Origin of the sequence: Paenibacillus bovis, assembly GCF_001421015.2 — a bacterium.
Taxonomy (GTDB): domain Bacteria; phylum Bacillota; class Bacilli; order Paenibacillales; family Paenibacillaceae; genus Saccharibacillus; species Saccharibacillus bovis.
Map to the genome: position 1 here is coordinate 347237 of NZ_CP013023.1, position 23647 is coordinate 370883.

14 protein-coding genes are annotated in these 23647 nt (G+C 47.7%); 4 read left to right on the forward strand and 10 right to left on the reverse strand.

Features of this window, described 5'->3' with window-relative positions; genetic code table 11:
- Positions 1-140 precede the first annotated feature (140 nt).
- From AR543_RS01520 to AR543_RS01545, 6 genes are all read right to left on the reverse strand, one after another.
- Entirely contained in the window at positions 141-1502 is a 1362-nt protein-coding gene (locus AR543_RS01520) for a GntP family permease (RefSeq protein WP_060531200.1), read from the reverse strand.
- A gap of 245 nt (positions 1503-1747) precedes the next feature.
- Positions 1748-2419 carry a GntR family transcriptional regulator gene (locus tag AR543_RS01525; RefSeq protein ID WP_060531202.1) on the reverse strand — a complete coding sequence of 224 codons (672 nt, stop codon included), beginning with the start codon at positions 2417-2419 and terminating at the stop codon, positions 1748-1750.
- 340 nt (positions 2420-2759) lie between these two features.
- Entirely contained in the window at positions 2760-3482 is a 723-nt protein-coding gene (locus AR543_RS01530) for a class I SAM-dependent methyltransferase (protein ID WP_060531203.1), read from the reverse strand.
- Positions 3483-3794: 312 nt separating this feature from the next.
- Positions 3795-4892 (reverse strand): carbohydrate ABC transporter permease, encoded by a 1098-nt coding sequence (locus AR543_RS01535; RefSeq protein ID WP_060531205.1) that lies wholly within the window; start codon positions 4890-4892, stop codon positions 3795-3797.
- On the reverse strand, positions 4892-5992 hold the full coding sequence (locus AR543_RS01540) for a carbohydrate ABC transporter permease (protein ID WP_174703723.1): 1101 nt from the start codon (positions 5990-5992) through the stop codon (positions 4892-4894). Before AR543_RS01540 ends, AR543_RS01535 begins: the two co-directional genes overlap by 1 nt.
- A 107-nt stretch (positions 5993-6099) precedes the next feature.
- On the reverse strand, positions 6100-7524 hold the full coding sequence (locus AR543_RS01545; RefSeq protein ID WP_060531207.1) for an ABC transporter substrate-binding protein: 1425 nt from the start codon (positions 7522-7524) through the stop codon (positions 6100-6102).
- Between the two features lie 584 nt (positions 7525-8108).
- On the opposite strand from AR543_RS01545, the gene AR543_RS01550 reads away from it, so the two are divergent.
- The 4 genes from AR543_RS01550 to AR543_RS01565 all read left to right on the forward strand — a co-directional run bounded on the left by AR543_RS01550 (position 8109) and on the right by AR543_RS01565 (position 16688).
- The gene (locus AR543_RS01550; protein WP_060531210.1) at positions 8109-11852 is read left to right on the forward strand and encodes an immunoglobulin-like domain-containing protein; all 3744 of its coding nucleotides are present in this window, start codon (positions 8109-8111) and stop codon (positions 11850-11852) included.
- Positions 11853-12113: 261 nt separating this feature from the next.
- Positions 12114-15227 (forward strand): immunoglobulin-like domain-containing protein, encoded by a 3114-nt coding sequence (locus AR543_RS01555; RefSeq protein ID WP_060531212.1) that lies wholly within the window; start codon positions 12114-12116, stop codon positions 15225-15227.
- A gap of 156 nt (positions 15228-15383) precedes the next feature.
- The gene (locus AR543_RS01560) at positions 15384-15806 is read left to right on the forward strand and encodes a MarR family winged helix-turn-helix transcriptional regulator (protein WP_060531215.1); all 423 of its coding nucleotides are present in this window, start codon (positions 15384-15386) and stop codon (positions 15804-15806) included.
- Positions 15807-15857: 51 nt separating this feature from the next.
- Positions 15858-16688: an alpha/beta fold hydrolase gene (locus tag AR543_RS01565; RefSeq protein WP_060531217.1), complete on the forward strand. Its 831-nt coding sequence runs from the start codon at positions 15858-15860 to the stop codon at positions 16686-16688.
- Between the two features lie 204 nt (positions 16689-16892).
- Here the strand turns inward: AR543_RS01565 and AR543_RS01570 are convergent, their stop codons facing one another.
- From AR543_RS01570 to AR543_RS01585, 4 genes are all read right to left on the reverse strand, one after another.
- Complete coding sequence (locus AR543_RS01570; RefSeq protein WP_060531219.1) at positions 16893-19442, reverse strand: alpha/beta hydrolase family protein; 2550 nt, start codon at positions 19440-19442, stop codon at positions 16893-16895.
- Entirely contained in the window at positions 19442-19795 is a 354-nt protein-coding gene (locus tag AR543_RS01575) for a cupin domain-containing protein (RefSeq protein WP_060531221.1), read from the reverse strand. The genes AR543_RS01570 and AR543_RS01575 overlap by 1 nt, the downstream gene beginning before the upstream one ends.
- Positions 19796-19826: 31 nt before the next feature.
- Positions 19827-21068, reverse strand: a complete 1242-nt coding sequence (locus tag AR543_RS01580; RefSeq protein WP_060531223.1) for an MFS transporter — start codon at positions 21066-21068, stop codon at positions 19827-19829.
- A 112-nt stretch (positions 21069-21180) separates the two neighbouring features.
- Positions 21181-23520, reverse strand: a complete 2340-nt coding sequence (locus tag AR543_RS01585; protein WP_060531225.1) for an ATP-binding protein — start codon at positions 23518-23520, stop codon at positions 21181-21183.
- Positions 23521-23647: the final 127 nt, after the last annotated feature.

Genomic DNA, 23647 nt, shown 5'->3' on the forward strand with positions numbered 1-23647 from the left:
TGTGCATGGTAGTAGATAGCCGAACAGATAAGGCTAGCGCCTATACGCAGTAAAGCAGAACGGGTTAAGGTATCTCTTCCCGCTCTGCTTTCTGGTTGGCTTTTGCATAAGTTCTGGTCATGCCATGAACTGATTAGATATTAGACAAATACGCTCAGGATCATGATGAAGATCAGGCCGACCACGGACAGGATTGTCTCCATGGCAGTCCAGGATTTCAGCGTCTGACCGACGGTCATGCCGAAGAATTCCTTGATCATCCAGAAGCCTGCATCGTTGACGTGGGACAGGATCAGGGAACCTGCGCCGGTAGCCAGTACGACCAGCTCAATGTTCACTCCGCTGCTCACAGCCAGTACCGGTGCAACGATACCAGCAGCTGTTGTCATGGCGACTGTAGCCGAACCTGTCGCAATACGGATCAGTGCGGCTACCAGCCATGCAAACAGGATAACGTTGATATGGGTCTGGCTGGCAATATCAGCGATAGCACCGCCGACGCCGCTATCGATCAATACCTGCTTGAAAGCACCGCCGCCACCGATAATCAGGATAATGCTGGCGGTAGGAGCCAGACATTCACTGGTAAAGCGGGAGACATCTTCTTTGCTGAATCCACGAGCGAATCCCAGAGAGAAGAAAGCAAATACTGCCGAGATCAGCAAGGCAATAACTTCGTGTCCGATAAAAGCAGCTACATGGGTAAATCCATTCACGCCCTGCGGATCGACGATATCTGCAATCGATCCGATCAGCATCAAGATAACCGGCAGCAGAATAGTGAACAGGGTAATACCGAAGCCCGGCAGCTCGCGTTCTTCCTTGGAAGCGAACTGATCTGCCAGTTCCTGCGGCGGATGAACGACAATGCGATTACCGATAAATTTACCAAAGATCGGGCCAGCGATAATCGCGGTTGGCAGACCGACGATCAGGGAATACAGAATTGTTCTGCCCAGATTGGCATTGTACGCTTCAATAGCAATCATTGGTGCCGGATGCGGAGGCACCAGTCCATGTACAGTCGACAGACCTGCCAGAATCGGAATACCGATTTTGAGCAGGGACATCCCGGTCTTGCGGGCTACCAGGAAAATAATCGGAATCAGCAGAATAACACCGACTTCAAAAAATACCGGAATCCCGACGATAAAACCGACAATCATCATCGCCCAGTGGACGCGTTTGACACCGAAACGGTCGATCAGTGTAGTAGCGATACGTTCGGCACCGCCGGATTCGGCCATCATTTTACCGAGCATGGTTCCCAGACCGATAACGATCGCTATCGTGCCAAGCGTACCGCCCAGACCACCGGTAACCGATTTGATCAGATCCTGCGGGTCCATGCCTGCCAGCAGGCCCAGCATGAGTGCAGACAGCAGCAGTGTGACAAACGGGTTCCATTTAAACTTCGCAATCAGTACGATCAGAAATACGATCGCAATCAGTGTCCAGATAAGCAATGTTGCATTATGACTGAGTCCAAATAATTGATCCAATGCGATAACCTCCCTGTTTTCCTGCCTGAAGCCGGATGACTTCGGCTGTATTCATTACTCCATGAAAAACTTTCAAACTTTTTTATGAAAATTTGAAATATTTTACGTAAAATTATAGAGCGCTTTCATATACGATGGATATATGTTCTGAAAATACGCTGTATACTTGTCGACAAGTTAAAGATAAAAAAGACGATTCACTTTCGCTAGGGAGCTTGCTGACGCAGCTTCAGCCAGCCTGCCAATCAGGGCAGGCTGCGTATCAATGTCTGTGCAGAATCTGCAAAATAGCTGCTGACCACCTTGTGAATGACTTCGGGATCATGGGAGCGCAATCCTTCGAGGATCATATAATGCTTATCCGCAACCCAGTTCATTCGTTCCTCGCCGGTCTGAAAACCCTTTTCGGTCGTCATCAGAATCACGGTCATTACAATTTGGCGGATGCTGTTCCATAAATGGATCATCCGCTTGTGCTGGGCATGCATAACAATAGCCTCGTGGAACGAAAAATCCTGATAGGCAAAGTCAATATAGTCCCCATGTTTGACAGCCAGCTTCATTTTGTCGATGATCCGCTCCAGCTGGGTCACCAGCATGGTATTATCCTGCTGCGCCAGACGCTGTTGGGCAAAGCTCTCGATCAGATAACGCACATCGTACAGCTCTTTGACATCCTCCAGATTCAATCCCAGTACGACTGCACCCATTCGTTCGAGGCGAATCAATCCTTCGCCTGATAATGTCTTGAGCGCATCCCGTACCGGAGAACGACTCGTCCCAAAGTCGGCAGCGACACGGTTCTCGGAGATAATTTCTCCCGGCTTGATCTGTTCATTTATAATTTGCAGCCTGAGCTGGCAGGCGATGGCTTCCCCGCGGGAAGCTCCCTGCATCCAGGCAGATGGATATTGCATGATCCAACGTCTCCTCTTATGCATAATAGGCAATTAACCAACCAGTAAGCAGCGATATGTAGATGTTCTATCCGATTATGGCAGCATATGCCGTTCCTTATAATTTTAGCATAGATTCATTCGCGGGATGCATCGTCTTGCTCATAAATAGCGTGTTCCGGCCTCACTTCCTTACTTCTCATTATCCTATAAAAGAAACAGATATATGCTGTTTCTTTATCGCGGTATACTTGTATACAACTTTGACTATTATCTTACTACTCCCGATTTACATTTGTAAAGAATAAATTGTAAGCGTTTCATAATCAGGATAATGACGGACTTTAATCTATACCCTTTTTTACACGGTATAAATCCGGCTGCCTGCACGATAGATGTAAATTTTGGTTTGGTGTACATCCCGGCAGGTAATGACGTGCTCGGCTTCCCAGTCCGGCAGCGCAAAATAGACACTGATAATATACGTGCCTGGATGTGTCTGTTCGCGTAGAATCGGACTTAACCGGGTCATCGCGCCCGGAAATAAATAACAGACAACCAGATCCGCCTGCTCATAGTGATACCTGTACATATCTCCATGCACCAGCTTGATAGAATGGCTGCCAGGTAGACCCGCCAACAGCCGCGAGACCGCCAGCGGCACCACCGAATTCTCGATGCCGACCACCCGGCACGGCTGACAATAACGAGCCAGATGCAGCGCCATCGTGCCCCAACCAGAACCGGCTTCGATAATCAGCGGCCCCCTCGGCTTACTTGTATCTCTTGTATGTATACTCTTCTTACCTGTCGCTTCAGCTCCATCTGCAGCAGTGGGTACAGACTCTCCCTGAAAGAAATACACTTCAGAATTGGCTGCACTTGCGTTTTCCCCGGTAAACCCATAACGACCGCTCTTTTGCTGAACAGCAGACAATCGCTTCACTTCCTGCTCTACCTGACGACGCAGCAGCAAAGATGAAGGCAGCGGAGAAATGCCATTGCGCCAGGTGTAATAGACGATAGAGATTACGAGTACCAGCGCAATCGTAAGCAGCAGCATGGACAGTACAGCAGATACCATATCCCTTTCTCCTTTCGGTTTCGTGTTCTTGATCATATTGCGATTATTCCTGCCACTCTTTGGCCCTATGTTCTCACTGAATGTATCTTATGTATAAAAAGCGGCGGTTGCATAGCTCTATACGCCGCTACAGATTATTACCCATTTTATTCCTTTTTCCTGTCGGATTCGCCGGTTCTATCCGTAAATGCGAGCCGGCAGTCGTATAATTCATCATCCCTGATGTAATCATACAAATAAAATCCGCCTCCCGATCAGGAAGGCGGACCCTATTTATTTTGAATGCTAAAGTGTATCCGGCAGTTCTTATGCTTACCCTTTGACCGATCCACCCAGCAGACCACGTACAAAGTACTTTTGCAGGGCGAAGAATACAGCCAGCGGCGTCAGCATGGAGACAAAAGCGGCTGCCGTCAGCAGATGCCAGTCATTACCACGCGATCCGACCAGGTTGGCGATGCTCATCGACAATACCTGTACTTCCGGCTGGGAGCCGAGGAAGATAAGCGATACCAGATAATCGTTCCATACCCACAGGAACTGGAAGATACAGATCGATGCCAGTGCCGGTACCGACAGCGGCAGAATCAGCTTGGAGAAGATAGTAAAGTTGCTTGCTCCATCCATAAAGGCGGATTCGAACAAATCCTTGGGCAGCTGGCTGATGGAGTTATACATAAAGTATGTGATCAGCGGCAAACCAAACGCAGTATGCGCCATCCATATCCCAAAGTATGTCCCGTTCAGCCCGAGCGCCGTATAGTCACGCAGGATCGGAATCAGTGCCACCTGCAGCGGTACGACCAGCAGGGCGATGACGACGATAAAGAACGCTTTGCGTCCCTTGAACTTCAGCCAGGCAAACGCATAGGCTGCAAACGAGGCGATAAAGATCGGAATAACGGTCGACGGTACGACAACAGCAATCGTATTCCAGAAGGAACGTCCCATGCCGCTGCCCTGCTCGGTCTGCACTGTACCATCCGGCTGGGTGATTTTGTACTCTTTACCCCCGAGTACGGTCTCGTAGTTCTGCAGGGTAAAGTTGGTCGAAGCCCCCCATTTCTTTTCCTGTACATTTACAGTACGGGCACGGCGGTTCTCCCAGATCAGGCGCTGATCACCTACTTCGACGCCTGCTTTGAGCTGATCATCCTGGAATGTCTGTCCGTTCACCTGAATCGGCTTGCGCAGATCGGTCTCGCGGTCCAGCTTGATCTGGCTGACGGTATCCCACTGACGATGCGGTATAACCGTCCACCACCCCGTCTGCAAAATATCTGCAGCCGGACGCACGGACGAGATCAGCAGCCCCAGTGTGGGGATAAACCAGACAACGCAGATAATGCCCAGAATCAGATTGACCAGCCAATGACCTTTCCGGCGTGGAGCTTTGACTTTTTTGCGCATTAGAGGTTGCCTCCCTTCTGAAGCTGGCGAACGTTCAGGATAATGACCGGAATAACGGCAATCAACAGCACGATCGCGAGTGTCGAGCCGTAACCGGCATTCTGGTACATGAACAGCTGACGATAGAACTCGGTCGCGACGACCTCGGTACCGTACTGTCCACCGGTCATAATCATGACCACATCGAATATTTTCAGTGTAAATACAATAATGGTTGTTGTTACGGCAAGCACGGTACCGGAAATAACCGGCAGCATGATTTTGAAGAAGATGCGGATTTCACCTGCTCCATCCATCCGTGCGGCTTCCAGCATATCTTCCGGAATCCCCTTGATGGCAGCCGAGAAAATAACCATGGCGAATCCGGTCTGCATCCATACGAGGATAACGATCAAGAACAGGTTATTCCACGGCTGCACCATACTGAGCCAGCCCTGCGGCTGAAAGCCCAGCTGAATAATAATTGCATTGAGCAGACCAATCTGCTCGTCGCCCGGTTGATAGTAGTAGATAAACTTCCAGATGACACCAGCAGCGACAAAGGAAATCGCCATCGGCATAAAAACAATCGCTTTGGCCAAACGCTCAAAGCTGCTGCGATCTGCCAGTACAGCAACCAGCAGTCCCAGGATAACGCAAGCCAGTGTACCGATGACTACCCACATCAGATTGTTGCGTAGTGCCGTCAGCAGCAATCGGTCGGTGAAGACCGCTCCAAAGTTCGCCAGTCCGACAAACTTGGTGGAATCTGCGTTAAAAAAGCTCAAGTACAGCGTACGCAGCGTCGGCAGGAACAGCAGCCAACCGAGCAATAGCACGGCAGGTCCGACGAATACGTAAGGGGTGACTCTTTCTTTCCATTTATCCGGATACTGCTCTACTACCCAGTTGAGGGTAAAGTAAATGGAATAAATACCGAATATCCCCCAGATCACAGCCAATAGTGCGTTAAGTACGGGAGGAAGACCGGAATCACGGAAAAACAGGAATATCAGCGTATGCACTCCCAGATTGAGTGCAGGAACGAGGATGGATAACAGAATCAGGCGCGGTGTGAAGCGCTGTTTGCTTCTTACATTGATTTCATTGCCTGCGTCCATTTGCTTTCCCCCTTTGGCATTTGCAAAAATGCTCCCTTAATCACACCAAACGGACCGATCAATACCGGTCCGTCTGACGTGTTGATCTCATTTGTATAAAGGCCGGTTTATTTCTTCCAGCCGGATTGAATTTCCTGCATAGCCTCATCCAGGTTGGCGGTACCGCTCACATAGTCGGTCATGCCTTTCCAGAATGTACCTGCACCTACAGAACCCGGCATCAGGTCAGAACCGTCAAAGCGAATGGTGTCTGCAGTCTGTACAAATTCGGACATGCGGCGTTCCTGATCATTGGCGAACCAATCATCCGGCGTACCGTTCATCGGAGGCGTTACACCACCGGATTTGATCCAGCTTTGCAGAGATTCGGCAGTCGTAAAGAATTCCATAACCGCGCGCACTTCCGGACGATCGTTGAACATAGCGTAGATATCGCCAGAGATCAGAGCCGGTGTGCCGTATTTCGCATCAATCGATGGGAACGGGAACCAGTCATACTGGTCGGCTGGCAGTCCTTCCGGGAAGAACGATACGATAAATCCAGCTTGACGGTGCAGCCATGCTTTTGGAGGATCGGTGAACAGTGGTTTTACAGCATCCCCAAAGTTCGTTGTTACGATCGAACTGCGTCCGCCGTATACATAATCTTTGTTGAACCAGATATCGGACATTTTGGTTACTGCATTTTTCACGATAGGATCAGTGAAAGGAAGCTCTCCTTTTACCCACTTATCGTAGTTTTCCGGTGTAGTGGTACGCAGCATGATATCTTCCAGCCAGTCAGTTGCCGGCCAGCCGGTTGCCGCGCCGCTCTCGATACCGATGCTCCAGGCAGGATCGCCATCAGCAGCGATTTGCTCGGTCAGCTTCATCATTTCGTCCCATGTTTTTGGAACGGTGTAGCCAGCTTCGTCAAACGCTTTTTTGTTGTACCAGACCAGACTTTTCACGCTGCTGCGCGCCCACACGCCGGCAGTGATGTCTTTGTTATCCGGACCGGCCATTTTTGCCATATCCAGCCAGCTTTCTTTATACTGCTGTTTCAGGTAATCAGCTGGCATAAAGGAAGATACGTCAATAACCTTGCCTGCTTTCACAAAGCCTTCCAGCAGACCCGGCTGCGGGAAATCCGCGATATCCGGTGCATTACCGCCGTTTACACGTACGTTGACGGTTGCTTCGAATTCCTTGGAGCCTTCGTAGGCGATATCAATACCTGTTGCTTCTTCAAATGCCTTGATGCTGGCATTGAACTTCTGCTCATCCGCGTCGACGAATGGGCCATACATCGTTACCTTTTTGCCTTTATATTCACCGTTTAGCGCCTTTTCCAGCTCAGAGCCTGCCGGTACTTTGGCAGTCTTGATCAGGTCAGCGCCCGAAGTTGTCGTTGCTGTGCCTGCTGTTCCTTCCGTGCCAGTCTGCGTACTGGGTGTTGTTCCACTATTACCGGAACAAGCGGTCATTACTACGGAGAACAACAATACCATCATCAAAGTCATAGAACCGTTTTTCTTCCACTTGCGTTTCATAGACTCAACCCTCTCATTTGATATACTGGTTTTACTAGAAATAACAGCTACAAATAGATAAATTTTACTTTTATCCCATTCTCTTATTTTTGGGACAAAAAGTAAACAAGATTTTGTTAGCGGTTGCAATTTATTTATCAAATTCTCGCCGCTGTCTCTGTCTGTTTTACCCCTTGATTCAAAGTAAGTTAATTATCTATTTGAAAGCGTTTACAGATGGCTGCAAGAACATTTTATTCCATCCCTATCCGATAAGCAATCCTTTTTTTGCACATTTCAGACAAAATTTTTATCCATATCTTTCCTTTACAAATGTATTGAAGATTAATATTTACAAAGATTATTTTGATTAGGGCATTCGTTTGCACAATTCATTGGTATTTCTGTCAATATATTATGATCCAAGCTTGGATCAAATGTGAGATGTAATGGATTTTCTGTATTGGCTCCATAAAGAGTGTGTATTTCTCAAAATGAGATATTTCAAATTAAAAAACATTGCTAAGTGCCTATATGGTACAGATAGCGTATGCTGTTATATTAGGTTGGTGGCAACAGATTTACCAATAAAAAGGAGGTTTATAATGAAAAAGTTTATTTCGACCTGTTTGGCATTTTCTCTGGTTCTGCCGGGGGTGACAGGTAACGCTGCTTTTGCAGCAGAAAACGGCTCGGAGGAAGCATCTGTAGCGGCGGATGTACCTTCCAGCACATTGTCTAATTCTTTATCCACCGATGTACAATCCAGCGTATACGAATTGCCGGTGATCAGCCCGCTGCCAAGCTCCAAGACTGTATCCGATATCGTCTACAAACCAGATCAGCTTTCCTTTCCACATGTATATGATATGACCTACCGTAATGGAGCACTGTACTTTGCACAGGGTTCGAGTGGCATATCCAAGATATCCCTTACAACAGGGCAGACTACAACTATTCTGAAAAGCAATTATTACTTTATTCAAAGTATTGCCGTAGATTCACAGGATAACCTGTATTACATTCCGCTTGGGAGCTCTTACATAAAGAAAGTCAATCTTCACTCCCTTCAACTCCCACTTACTTTTGAGCAGCTATTGGATGCAAGTACTGATTATGCCAAGTATACCTCTGCCTCAAGTGATGTAGAGATTACAGGCATGGCTTTTGACTCTAAAGACCAGCTTTACGTTGCGATTTCCGGTGACAACTCTGAAAATCTCTCGGGTGTAATGAAATGGAACAGCGATTCACAAAGCCTTGAGCCAGTTCTCTCCAATAAAAGCGCCCGCGCCAACAAGATCGCCTTTGATTCTCAGGATAATCTGTACATAGATATCCAAAGCTACTCGGCAACTGATGGGGCAGTCATTCGATCAGGCATCCAGAAAATTGAAGCCAGCTCGCTGCGTTCATTGCCAATTGCCGATAAAATGTTAAAGCCCTACAAGACGTACCCTGATCTGAAGCCGCTTATGAGTGGAATGATATTTTTACCGGATGGAACCTCCTACTCTACAGATGGTAATACAATTCGCCGTATCTTTATGAATGGGCGTCCTCTGATCACTCTGAATGGACAATCTTCCATTACTCTAACCAATGGAGAACCCTATCAGGAAGCAGGAGCTTATGCTGAAGACGAAAAGTATAATGATCTCAAAACGCAGATCACCTACTCTCTGAATGGAAAACCTGTAGAAGCTATTGATACTCATATTGTCGGAACCTATACCGTCCACTATAACGCAACTACACCAGATCAGCGCTCTGCTAATGAAGTTACACGTACTGTTGTTATAAAAGAAGCTATTAAAAGCCTGACAGAAGTCGACCTTCCTAATCCAGTTAGTATGGATTATGCCAATAATGCCGTCTATATTGCCAATCCGGCGACCATGGATTATCCGGATGGCGGTATCTACAAAGTATCTCTGAAAGATTATAGCCGTAAACTTGTCGCCAAGTTGCCCGATGTACAAGGCGTGGCTGTCAGTAATTCAGGCGATCTTTATTTCTCAACTACCCGCGATTACGGCAGCTTTTTCAAATTAGATAGTCGCTATCTGAATGAGAACCAGCCTTTGACAAGTTCGGCAGTGTGGGCAGCGGCTGAGGAGATAGAGCCGTTCTCTGCAGAACAGAGTGCCAAAGGTAGTATTCAAATCATGGGTCTGGACTTTGACAGCCAGGGTCGTTTGTACATTTCGGCTAATCAGCCAGCCAACACCTATAATGCACATTCGCTTATTACTCGTTCAACTAATAATACACTTTCCTCGTTCCAGCAGTTTGGTGAGGGAGATGACACGATTCGAGCAAGCATGAGCAACATTCAGGATATTGAGATCAGTCCTAGCGGCAACTTGTACATGAATTTTTCAGGATTTAATGCTTATAAACCGTATAAAATCTCTGCAAGTGTACTGCAAGAAGATAAACCTGTCTTAACCTCAAGCATGATAAGCGAAAAGTATAATTTCTCTTCTCATAATCATGGAATAACTTTCCTTCCTAATGGAGAAGGTTATGTCACTACTATCAATTCTTCTGGGGCAAATATATATAAGACCTCCTTTTACGACGGAGCTTCTACCAGCCCAGGAGCAGCAGATCCTTATCAGCTGGAGACTCTGAATATTCCGACACCTTACGGCATGGCATATTATAAAGATCACGCCTATATTGCCCAGGGAACTAATGGATTATCCAAAGTTGACCTGGCGACTCGTACCGTTACACAGCTGGTGTACGGTTCTAATACGCTTAATCTGCGGGCTGTAACTGTCGACTCCAAGGGTGGCTTATACTATGCTGTACCGAATGCCAAAAATTCGGAATATACGTATATCAAAAAAGTCGATGCCGCTTCTCTAAATCAGCCATTGACTGCCGAGCAACTACTGGCGAAAAGTATCAACTTTGCCTATATTCCGGAGAGCAGAATTAGCGGACTGGCTATGGATAAAAATAATCAATTGTACATTTCCCTGGATAAAGGATGGGATCTGGACCCTGGTATACTGCGTTGGAGCAACACATCCAAAACGCTGACTCCTGTCTCGGAAGAAGCTTCCATGATTACGGCTATCACTTTTGATAATCAAGGGAATCTTTATTTTAAAACTCCAAGTCCGCAATCGTATTATTCTTATGCTGCGGGTATTGTCAAAATCAGTGCTGCCGATCTGAAGGGTGCATTGCCTGTTGCAGACGAAAAGCTCATTTCGTATAAACAAGATGTGCTTCGAAATGAACCTTATAACGGATTGTTGTTCCTTGCTGACGGAACATCCTATTTCAGTAATGGACAAAGTCTGAAGCGCGTATACCCTGAATCTCGTCCGATCGTGACTTTAGAAGGTTACTCGGATGCTATTTTCCAGGGAGATATCTATACCGATCCAGGAATTCGGGTTATTGAGGATGAGAAGTACTCCAAGTTTGATGTCAAAACAACGTATTCCTTTAATGGTGCATTTGTTCCTAGCCTGGATACCAGTAAAGTCGGAACGTACACCATCCATTATGTAGCCGTCAATCCAGCCGGTACCGCTTCTCTGGAAAAAACGCGCGAAGTGACTATCAAGCCGACTCCCAGCCAACTGAAAGACTGGTATATTACCGGAATTAATAGCATGGATGCGGATAGCCAGAATCTGTATCTAACTAATTATTCGCATGAGAATAATCCTAACTATGGCTTGTACAAAATCTCTTTGCAGACCATGCAAAAAACGAGATTAGCAGCAATCAATGATATAGGCGCTGTAGCGGTGAACGCATCCGGCGACTTATTCTTTACACGCTATGATATGAATAACATGATTTTCAAAATCGAAGCCAAACATCTGCAGAGCGGCAAAGCCCTTACCGCAGATCAGCTGATGAAGCTCAGCCGTACGTACATGCCTTTTACAGCCAAAGAGGCCAGTGCAGCTCCGCTTAAAATTAGTAGTCTAGAGTTTGATAAACAGGGCCGATTGTACGCTGCTGTAAATATTTATGGCAAAACAGGCGTGACTTCCAAAGTCGTTCGCTTATCTGGTAACGACTGGAATAAGTCCACATTGATCACCGAGCTGCCTGTCAGCGTCGATGATATGGATTTCTCTCCTGCAGGTGATCTGTATATTTCTACAATCGAGCGTTATACTACCTGGAAACATGATACTTACAAGATCACGGCCGACCAGTTCAATACATTACCAGTCCAGATCGGTCGTTTGACAAAGGTTTCTACGGGTGGAGATGGCAGTATTGTATTTTTGACGGACGGCACAGGATATGTAAGCCAGGTTGAAGATTTCCAAAAAGAAAAACAGACGATTTTAAAGTTTAATTATTAAGACTGCTTCATTAGTTGGTAAGTTCATTTTGCTAACCCGCCTGCCTCGATCTACGAAGGCAGGCGGGTTTTTTGGCTATTCTCTAGAATAAATAAATATAAATATGTATAAAGATAGATTTGCACCTAAACTTTTCCATACTACTATCCGATAACACTTGAGAAGTTAATTTAACAGCTTAATGAATTATGGATGGGTTATGAACAGTTGCTAAGTCGGTTGCTTTGTATATTTGGAAATGAAACCAAAGGGGATAGCTCATTGCAAAATGCCAAAAAACTGATTACATTTTGTCTGGCTGCATCACTTGTATTGCCGGGAGCCTCATTATCAACCGCTTACGCGGACGGGGAAAATACAGATACCAGCAGCGTATCCAGTGGAAATTCGGTTACTGGAGATACGTATTCTTCACCTGATTCTTCTGCCAGTGCACCGGTTGTTCAGTATACCGGCGGCAGTGGATATAGCGTAACTACTTCGGTATATGCAACCAAGCCCGTCATTACCCTGACAGGCGATCCACAGATCAACTTGACTGCCGGACAGGCTTATGTAGAAGCTGGAGCTACCGTGCAGGATAATACCTACTCCGATCTCAAAGCAGCCAATGTCACTTATACCCTGAACAATGTGACCGTTAGCAGTGTAGATACCAGCAAACCAGGGACGTATATCGCTCATTACAATGTGACCAATCCGGCCGGACAGTCTGCGGATGAAGTACAGCGTACTATCATGGTGAAATCTGCGAACACTTATGCAGATCTCTCCCAACTTGGGATCAACTGGGCGTATGGACTGGCTTATCATGACGGTTATCTCTATGTTGCCCAGCGTCAGAGTGCCCTGCTCCGTGTGTCGGTAACAACAGGAGAAATCACAACAATTGTATCCAGCAACAAGTCCTTTATGGGAGTTGCTCTGGATTCCCATGGCAATCTATATTATACGATTGACAGTGATCCACGAATTTACAAGCTGGACAGCAGCTATCTCTCTTCTCTTCCGATGACAGAATCCGAACTGACCAACCGCAGTACGGTATACTATACGCATCCTAACTTCACTTATATATACGGACTGGGTATTGATGCCAACGACAATGTCTATTATTCCGATTACAACAATAAAGCCATTATCAAAATTCAAGCAGGAACCAAACAGACGGTGACTGTCATTACCAACTTTACGACTTCACTGAGAGCTTTTACCTTTGATGCAGACGGCAATTTCTATACAGGTGGCGCAGACTACCGTATCTATCGGGTTTCTGCACAGAACCTTGGCAACCTGCCACTCTCATCCAGTGCACTGGTCAACATTACACCAAACACGTACTACGGCGCTTACGGCTTGGTCTTCCTGCCGGATGGACAGGCTTATCTGGGAACAGCAGGCCTCATCCAGAAAGTTTCCTTCCAAGCAGCCAAACCGGTTATTACCTTGAAGGGGCAGTCCACAATCAAAGTTGAAGCGGATGGTGTCTATACTGATCCAGGTGTAACAGTTACCGACCCGACTTCTTCTTCACTCATTCCCAAAGTAACGTATACTTTCCAGGGATCTACCGTGTCCGGAGTCAATACAAGCGTACCGGGTACGTATATCGTTCATTACAATGTGATGAATTCCTCCGGTACTGCAGCTGTCGAGGTTACACGTACCGTTATCGTAAGTCCTGCACCAACCAATCTGCAGGAAGTAAGTGTATATCGCCCGTTCGGTCTGGCATACTACAACAGTAATGTGTACTATGCAGATTACGGACTTGGCATCTACCAGATCTCCGGTACTACGTTCAAGAAGAAACAGATTGTAGCCGATCGCGATATTATTGCACTTACTTTCAACAGCAGTGGTGATTTGCTTTATTCCAAGACTGGCAATGCCCATGTATACAAGGTAGCCGCATCTGATCTGCAGGGTAACCTGCCTTTGAGCGCGCAACAGCTGGCAGAGCGCAGTGAAGTATATTATACCGTGGACAGCAATATAGGGATAACCGGTATGACTTTTGATAGCCAGGGACGTCTGTATCTTTCGTTGCAGTACAGCAGTGAGCTGAACTCACGCATTGTTCGCTTCAACGATAATATGACTACTGCTCCTCAGCTGGTGGCCGAGTATCCGGTTGCATTATACGGTATTGCATTCAGCTCCTATGGCAATCTGTACGTGAATGCAGGCAATTTCCACACGTACAAAATAGGTGCCCCTCAACTGCGCAAGCTTCCGGTGGGAATCAACAGTTTCCAGGATATGGGTACTAATAACAAAGGTTTTGGTCTGGTTATTCTGCCGGACAACAGCGGATATCTGAGTCATATCGAGCCAAACGCACCACTGACCCGTGCAAGCTTCACGGATCAAATGGAAGCCGTACCGGTGGATAGCGTTACACTCGATACTCAGACACTGAATCTTAAAAAAAGAGGCACGGTTCAGACATTGACAGCTACCGTGCTGCCGGCGGATGCCAGCAATCCTGCTGTCCTTTGGACAACCAGTGATCCGTCTGTCGCTACAGTCAAAGATGGCGTAGTGACTCCACTAAACAAAGGGACTGCCATCATCACGGTAACGACTATCGATGGCAGCTATTCCAGCAGTGCTACCGTGACTGTCAAGGATACTGCCCGTGGCAGCTCCAACAACACATCGGAGAGTATCAATCTGTCTACCAGCACATCCAGTACGGGAACGTCTGCTTCTCCGGTTAATGCAGTTACGGCAACACGAACAACCCAGTCGGATGGCAAGAAAATAGATACAATCAACCTTTCCAGCAGCGGACTGGAACAGGCGGTAGCCCGTCTGGCTTCCGGCGACACAACAGCTCGTCTGGCTGTACCGGATGCACAGAATGAAGTAGCTTCGACCAATATCACTCTGCCGGTTACTGCTACACAGTCATTGAAACGGACAGGCACTGATCTGGAAATTCAGACCAATACCGTATCGGTTACTATACCGGTCTCGGTTCTGAACAACTTGAATAGTGATTTGCACTTTAGTTTGACACCGGTCAAGGATAGTACACTATTGCAACCTATCCGTAATGCGGCTGCCAGCCTGACACCGAATCAGACCGGTACCGTTATCGGTACTCCGGTGACTATAGAAAGCAATCTGCAAGGCCAGCTGGTTCAGCTGACTCTGCCGGTAAGCAGCAAGCTGCTGCCACAAAATGCAGAAGCACAAACCGCCTGGCTGCAGCAGCTGCGTATTTTCTCCAAATACGCGGATGGCAGTTCCGAATTGATTCAACCGAAAGTCGTCAAGGATGTAAATGGTAATGTTGGCCTTCAGTTTGCAGGTAGCCAGCTCAGTACGGTAGCTGTCGTCGATACGCAAAGTACAACTTCCAACTAAACATCATCCTTGGCCGGGCCACCGGTCAAGGATGATTGAAATAACGGTCTGATCGGTTCAAATCGTTCACAGCAATCCCTCTGTATATTCAATGCAGAGGGATTTTTGCTGCGAAATAAGATTGACAATAGTTTGATATCAAATTATATTTGTTGTATGAAAACAACAGATGCTGTATCACTTATATCCAAAATCAGAGAACAGGTGAACCGGTTTATCGTAGCCGAGATGGCAAAGCGGGGTGTCGAAGGGATTGCGACTTCACACGGAGATATTATCTATACTCTCGCTGGCAAGCCGCGCATGACTATGGCGGAAATATCCAGATCGATCCGCAAAGACAAATCGACGGTCACTGCGCTGATCGACAAGCTGATCCGACTGGAATTGGTGCATAAAGAAAAAGATGCGAATGACACAAGAATTACCTTTGTATCGCTGACACCCAAAGGGGAAGCACTCAAGCCTGTTTTTGAAGAGATTTCCCGTGAGCTGATGGACTCGTTTTATACCGGCTTTTCCGCAGAAGAGAAAAAGGAACTGCTGCGTTTGCTACTGAAGGTACACCACAACTTCTAATTTTTTTTGGATAAATAGTTTGATATAAAACTAATTACGGAGGTAACCAAAATGATTGATTATACCACCTTGTTGCCCGATCATACCACCAAATATATAGGTGAATATGATCTGTATCTCGAAATGTATAACGCGGAAAATCCAGCAGCTCCTACTTCGGAAAGACCTCCACTGCTCTTTGTACATGGCGCTTATACCGGCAGCTGGATGTGGAGCAAGTATATTCCCCATTTTGTCCGCAGCGGATGGACCTGTTACTGCATGAATCTGAGAGGCCATTACCGCAGCCGGGCCGTTGATATGAGCAAGGTAACTGTAGAGGATTATCTGGACGATATTCGTACAATTATCAATGAATGCGGACAGCCTCCAATACTGATCGGCTTCAGTATGGGCGGAATCCTCAGTCAGAAAATAGCGGAATCGGCAGCGCTCGCCGGCCTGGTCATTATAGACTCCAGTCTGAGCCGGGAAGTACACGAACAGGCACCTTATCCCGATCTGGTTCCGGTCGTACCGGGGCTGATTATTCCTCCACCGATCCGTGAGGAAACAACCAGTCTGGATGAATCGGCAGATGATATTGCTTTTCAGCGAAAATATTTATCGATGGAAGCAGCATTGGCATTTGGCACTATTTCAGTCGCATTTGGTGCACAGCAGGGTATTTCTATTGATGGCAGCCTGATTAAGGCACCTGCTCTTGTGATCAAAGCGGTAAATAATGATATCGAAGATCGTCAGGGCCGACTGACTGCCAAGCAGCTGCATGCGGAATATACAGGGCTGCAGGGTACGACCCACACTGGCTTGCTGGTCGGGCAGCGTTACCATGAAGGTGCAGATCGAATCCTGACATGGCTGGAACAGTTGGGCAATTGATCATGCTTCTCCCTCTACCTGATTCTCTGTTGCATCTTCTGTCCGAATCGCTTGGAGCCCGGGCAGCAAAAGCCCCCCGTATCGCATAGGCAGAGGGGCTTTACTATTCGGAAATAAGATGGATAGACAGCCTGTACGCCTACCAGTTGCGAAGAACATCCGGCAGGCTGATAACCATAAGAAAAGACGTTCTATATATTCTTGTTATTCCAATGTAATTTCGATCTCCGGTCCAGTTAACTCTTCCCATAGCTGTGGATTGCGATTCAGGTATTTCTCAAACCAAGCGACTATATATTTTTGGGAAGCCATATAGGCTCTGGGCTTGGAACGAATCGCATGTTGTTCCCCTGCGAAGATCATCATCTCTGCAGGCTTGTTCTGCATCCGCAGTGCAGTAAACAGCTGCTCGGACTCACCCACAGGTACATTATGGTCCTGTTCGCCGTGCAGCATCAGCACAGGCGCTTCTATATGCTGACTGTAAAACAAAGGCGACTGCTGTACATATATTTCCGGATGAGACCAGGGATAGCTGCCGGATAAGGCCGATAATCCATACAGGTAGCCTACCTGACTGCTTCCCCAGTAGCTGGTAATATTGCTGATCCCTCCAATGGTACAGACCGCGCTAAACCAGGAAGTGTGTGCTGCCAGCAGATAACTCAAAAAGCCTCCATAGCTGCCCCCATAAATACCAATGGCCTGTCGGTTGATTACAGGATAGCGTTCCAATACCTGTTCCAGCATTTCGCTGATCTCCTCGACAGCCTGTCGTCCCCAATCATTCACATGCCGGTCAGCAGAACCTGCCCCGTAACCGGCTGCTCCCAGTGGATTCAATACGAGTACAGCCATGCCATGGGTAACCAGACACTGATGCAGTGGATCGAATCCCTGCAGCAGCGGTGATGCACCGCCGTACAGATACACAACCAGCGGAATTGATGATGATTGTGCCCGCGCGGAATATTCCGGCCAGGCGATCCACATTCTTGCTTTTGCCCTGTCGCTGTTCTCTTCTTCACCATACGGCTCAATAGGCTGATAAACCGACCAATCGCTGAATATTGCCTCCCCTGCTGCAAAAGTATCCGGCTGCTGCTTGATGGGATACCATGATTCAGCTGCTTCGGGATACTGTAAAGGAGATGTATACCATGCGGGTTCATAAGGACGACCCTGATTGGAATACAGGGCTAATGCTGTGCCTGCTGTAGTAAAACTGTGCAAACGGGCTGCACCTGCATCCAGACAAACGGTATAGCGCGCTGCCTGGTCATTCCCTTCCAGCCCATAACAGTCGACCATCCCGGTAGCAGAACCGGCCGTAATCACATAGCGCAGATGATCTTCGTTGACCCAGACCATCTCCTGATTCAGCCGGGCAATACCTACAGGGGTACCGGATTGGGCAGGAGACGGATGATCCAGCTGATAAATAGAGCCATCGCTCAGCTGTAAAATATGGGTACGCAGATCGTAGATATTTACGCCGTATCCGTTCTCTTTCGTTGGTTCTTTCCAGCGGGAGCCTATATAGGAGAGCTTTTCGCCGGAAGGAGACAGCTGCATACCGGTAATAAGGGCATTGGGCAGCTGCTGCACCGTATCCTTGCCGGACAGCAGGTTCAGCTGATGCAGCAGCAGCACCGGATGCACCGAGTCGCTGCGCTGTTCTTCGATATAATACAGGCTGCCGCTGGAACCATGTATATGCAAATGCTGTACATCATGCATTTTAGGCGACAACCGCTGCAGGAGCACTTCTCCACCTGGCATACGCTGTTGTAAAAGTAGTCTTCCGATGACCTTTTGCGGTCTCCACCAGGGTAGCCGCTCCGGCAGTTCCCGAATATGCAGTACCCGGTATTCTTCCGGGCCATCATGATCATCACACACAAAAAACAACTCATCTGCCTGAGGATGCCAGGCCAATTGTCCAGCATGATGCAGTCCCGAAATCAAGATTCGTTCCTGGCCGGTCATCATTTCCAGGCAAACAATCATATCCCAGTATCCTTCAGCCGCAACAGCAACAAAAGCCAGTCGCAAGCTGTCTGCCGAGAAACGCAGGGTATGCGGCTCCCGGATCGACAGACTTCGATGCAGCTTCAGTTCGTCATCGGTAACTTGATAAATCTGGAGCTGATACGTGTACATATCCTGAGCCATATCGGGATGACGGATGATCATTGCAGCCCATTTCCCGTTCGGGGATACTGCTGCTTCTATGTATTCGCTCCATGTATCCATGGAGTGCAAGCTGAATCGTGCTCGGGCTGCCTCAGGGTCCAGTGGCAGAACGCCTATCTCATCTTGCAGCATTCCTGGCAAGTGTTGTTGCTGGGCATATTTGTCGGTGGTGTTTGCGCTTTTGGGCGACTCCGGGCAGTACAGCAGCAGTGACAAACGATGTGAACCCGGATACAGCTGTATAGGCTCGGCAGCTTCTTCCCTGTGCTGTCCATTGCAGTACAATCGTCCCTTCTCCAGCAGATCGCTCCCCTCCAGAGCCTGAATTTGGATCTCTGCTGCTGCTGTTACGATCACTTCTGTTCTCCACAGCTCAATCGTTCCATACGCTTCCTGTACAGTCGCCTGCTGCCGTGATGCAGAACGTAAATCCTCTGGCGACGTAAGCATCACCGCATACCGATCCATCATCTCTTCCAGCTGCTCCTCATCATAACGAAAAGGCAGCTGCATCGCGGTCTCCAGATACCAGCCGCTCCAGCGAGCACGTGTATCCATCAGACTTTCTCCTGCGTCGGTTCTGCAAAAATAGTTGCAGCTTCCTCCCGTTCAAAGCACAGATTCACTGTCCGAACCTGTGCACGTGTACGGTGCATTACGCCCGCCGGTACCTTGAATACCTCGCCCGGTCCAATCGCCAGAGTGATGCCATCCGGCAGATCCATGAGCAGCTCCCCCTCCAGCACCATAAAAATCTCGTCCGAATCGGGATGGTAATGCCACTGGTAGTCTCCGGTAAAAACAGCGATCCGTACGCAATGGTCATTGGCCTGCTCCAGAATAAAATTGCTGTATTCTTCCTGAACCTGATTGGCAATCATCGACAGATTTAGTGTTTTCCATTCGGTCATGTGCACACCCCATTTTCTTAATATGCGTTGTTTAAATCGGTTTGAGCGGATCTGCTGCCAGGGTTTGTTCTTTTTTCGCTGCATGCGATTTGAGCAGCACATACACCAGCAGCAAAACAGCCGAAATACCGGCAGAGCCTGCGCAAAGTGTCAAAAACAGCGACAGCATTTCCACGGATGCCTTCGATAATAAAGTTGCGAATAATATAGCATTTAATGCTACTCCCGAGAAGGTCGCATACATAAATAATCCGGTAATCCGTCCTGTCTGGCTTACAGGGTTATTTTTCAGCAAATAAGAATGGACGCCTACGCCGAATAGCTGGCCAAATAACAGCATGAGCGAGGAGGCTATAATAGATACGGTAAACTGATTCAGCAGTCCCATCAGGAACAGCGACAGGGCAATACATAATGAGGCTACGCCAACAATATGAATCAGCTGAAACTTCTTGCGCAGCTGTACAATCAGCAGCGCTCCCAGCAGTCCGCCGAGTCCATTGGCTACATAAACATAACTCAGACCGATTTCACCCACTCCATACACATTACGGGCAATCACATTCGGATACAGATTAATCACACCTGCACCCAGATTCAGAAAGAAAATAGACAATACCGCCAGATTAATGAGTTTACTGGTCGGAGCCGCTGCTTGTTTAGTCGATTCAACAGACGGAGGTGCCTGTTTGCCACCGGTGTTTTTTTGCAGAAGTGCCCAGAAAATCACAATCGAAGCTGCGAATGTCAGCAGATCAATAAATACAATTTTCTGAAAATCAAGGTAGATTAGCAGCAGCGGACCACACATCGTGCCGATCAGTGTACACAGCCAGTCCAGATTGGAGACGACTGCCAGCGCAGGGGTAATATGCTCTTCATCGATCTGCTTGCGGATATACACCGATTGGGCAGAAGAAAATACCGGTGTGAACAGGCTCAGGATCATCACAATAATCAGACTCATGACGACAATTCCGCTATCGGTAAAATTGTGCACAAACAGCAGCGGCAGCAGCAGTACAGCCCGTGAGATATCTATCCAGATCAGGGTACGCCGACTATCGAAGCGGTCTGTCCAGGGCGATAACAGCTTTCCTCCCAGCAGGACAGGCACATAGACAAGCACGATCGTCCAGCCCAGCACCGAGTTGGAGCCATTTTGCTGGTCATAAAGGGCATAGACGAATCCTGCACGAAATGCCCAGTTACCAAACTGACTGAGTGCATAAGCCAGATAGACCGGCCATAACCGGGCCAAAACTATATTCATGATTATATACCTCCTTGGAAATGGATAAAGCAGTGGCATAGACGCAGTTGAGGACATGATGACGGATGCCAACACCTCGTCATCATGTCCTCATCCAGGCCGGATCGAATACTCAGGAGACGGTCGTCGTTTCCCGAATCAGGTGATCGACATAATCATTATCCTGCTTATGCTGACGGGCATATTCAAACTCTGCCAGAGCCTGTTCGGTCTCATGGAGCGCACGATATACAATTCCGCGATTAATCCGGTAATCCGGGTCGGCATCCAGTTCAATAGCCTGGTTGATCCATGCCAGACTTTGTTCATACTGCTCCTGCTCGAATGCCAGCACGGCCGCGTTACTGTAGGCTTCCGACAGGCGCGGATTACGGCGCATCGCCTCTTCAAAGCACTGCTGTGCTTCTTCATGGCGCTGCTGCTCCTGCAATACCAGACCCTTGTTATTGTAGAATTGTGCTTCTCCCGCTTGATAATAGATCGCTTTATCAATCCATGCTTCTGCTTCGTCATAGCGTTCTTCCTGATAACACAGTGTACTGAGCTGGCTGTAAGCATGAGCGGTATCCGGCTTTAATTCCACCACACGCAGATAATCCTGATAGGCCAGCTCTGCTCGTCCCAGCTTCTCGTATACACCTGCCCGATTCATATGGGCTTCATAATAAGGAGGGCACAGATCGATCGCCTTTTGATAATACTCCAGTGCCTGCTCCAACCGGCCATGATTTTGCAGCAGATTGGCCATATCGTTATAGTATTCGCCATAATAAGGGTCCAACCGGATCGCATGATCATACATTTCATATGCTTTGTCAAAATCTTTGAGGATCTCATAAATTTGTCCGGTATTATAGACGAGGATAGACTGATGCAGCGCATATTTGTCTTCTCCGTAGATATCTTTCATCTTGTGAATGCCCGCTGTACATAATTCTATCGCTTCATCAAAGCGTCCCTGCTTGGCCCGTATATAAGCCAGTGCGTTTTCTGCAAATACTTTGATATATACGTGTTTGGGATGATCCTGGAACATGGAATCAATTTTCTCCAGATTCATCATGGCAAAATGCTCTGCCTTATCCAGCTGCACCGGTACCTGATAGCGTCCATACGTCATACTCTGTGAATAGAGAATCATCGGAATCAGCTTGCTTTCCGGAAAATTCTCGTAAAAGAACTCCAGATAGGGAATCGACATTTTGGCAATCCCGAGAGAATACAAAATAAAGGACATCCGTACGAAGACTGCATTATGCAGCTCATCTCCATCCGGCAGCGTCCGCAGTTCCGCATTGATAAAATAGCGAGAAAACAGATCAAACCAGGTATTATATACGCCGATCTCCTGCAGCTTGATCGCTATCGGAGCCAGCAAGGTCAACTGCTCTACCTCAGAGCTGAGCGATACATAATGAAATGGATGCATGATCCGCTCTTCCATCGGCTGCTGCTCCATCTCGCGGATACGCTGCCGGTGCAGCTGGTCTTTGAGTGCAGACGAACTGATCTCATAGTTGCGGATAGCAGCCGGATGATCGTCGACACCATCATGCTGAATATACTGCTTCAGTAAGGCATAGCGAAAAGCCTGTCCTTTGCGGCTCAAATAAAAATCGGTGTATGTATCCATGGTGAGGTAGTTGAACACAGGCAGAGCATTATCCATGCATTCTGTCAGCAGCAGCAGATCTGCCGTATTACCGGAAGCAATATACAGCATCTCATCCAGTGTGCGGGCCGGAACAGCAGGAATTCCGTTATTGGCGAGAAGTTCCTCGGCTTCTGTGCGATCCAGCGGCTGGATAGGCACCTGCTTGCAATGATTCTGCAGCTCATAATGGATATCGCCATCAAACAAAAGCACCATCCGGATAGACTCCTGCCATTCCTGACGGTAGCTCATAATGCGGAGCAGCATCTGGATCGTCGGCGAGAGCTGATCCGCATTATCAATGACCAGCACGAATTGCTCTCCGGAATGCTTACAATAATCCACTGCAAATTCATAGATTCCATGCAGCAGCTTTTCCTGAAATTCATGATGATAAAAACGTGTCCGCTCCTCCTGCAGCGCCAGATTAGTCAAATCCGCGGGCACCTGGTAAGCAGCCGAAGGCATAAATGGAAACAGACGCTTGATCGATTGTTCGTGTCGGGCAATAATATCGGGATATTCCGCTTCGCAGGCTGCCATCATATACATAACTAATGGGTAAAAGCCGGCAAAGTAGCCATTGGCAAGCTGACTGCCATTGGTGTAAAACAGCTGATGCGGTAAATGCTGCGCTTCTGCAAAAGCACGGAATGTATCCAGTTTGCCACTGCCTCCGGCACCTGTAATAGCCAGAAAGGAAGTCTCCGAACCGGACAATTGCTGCCAGGCCTGTTCGATATGCGGAATATAGCGGCTCCGATATCGCGTCAGGGAAGTTACCGTTGATACTTTCATCTCTCATCTCTCCTTGAAGTAGGATAAAAAGCCGGTAAATGAAAGAATGGGTCCAAGTACAGACTTGGACCCATTCTTTCGCTCCTTATGAAGCTGTGTACGGAGTTGTTGTACGCAGTGTACCTTT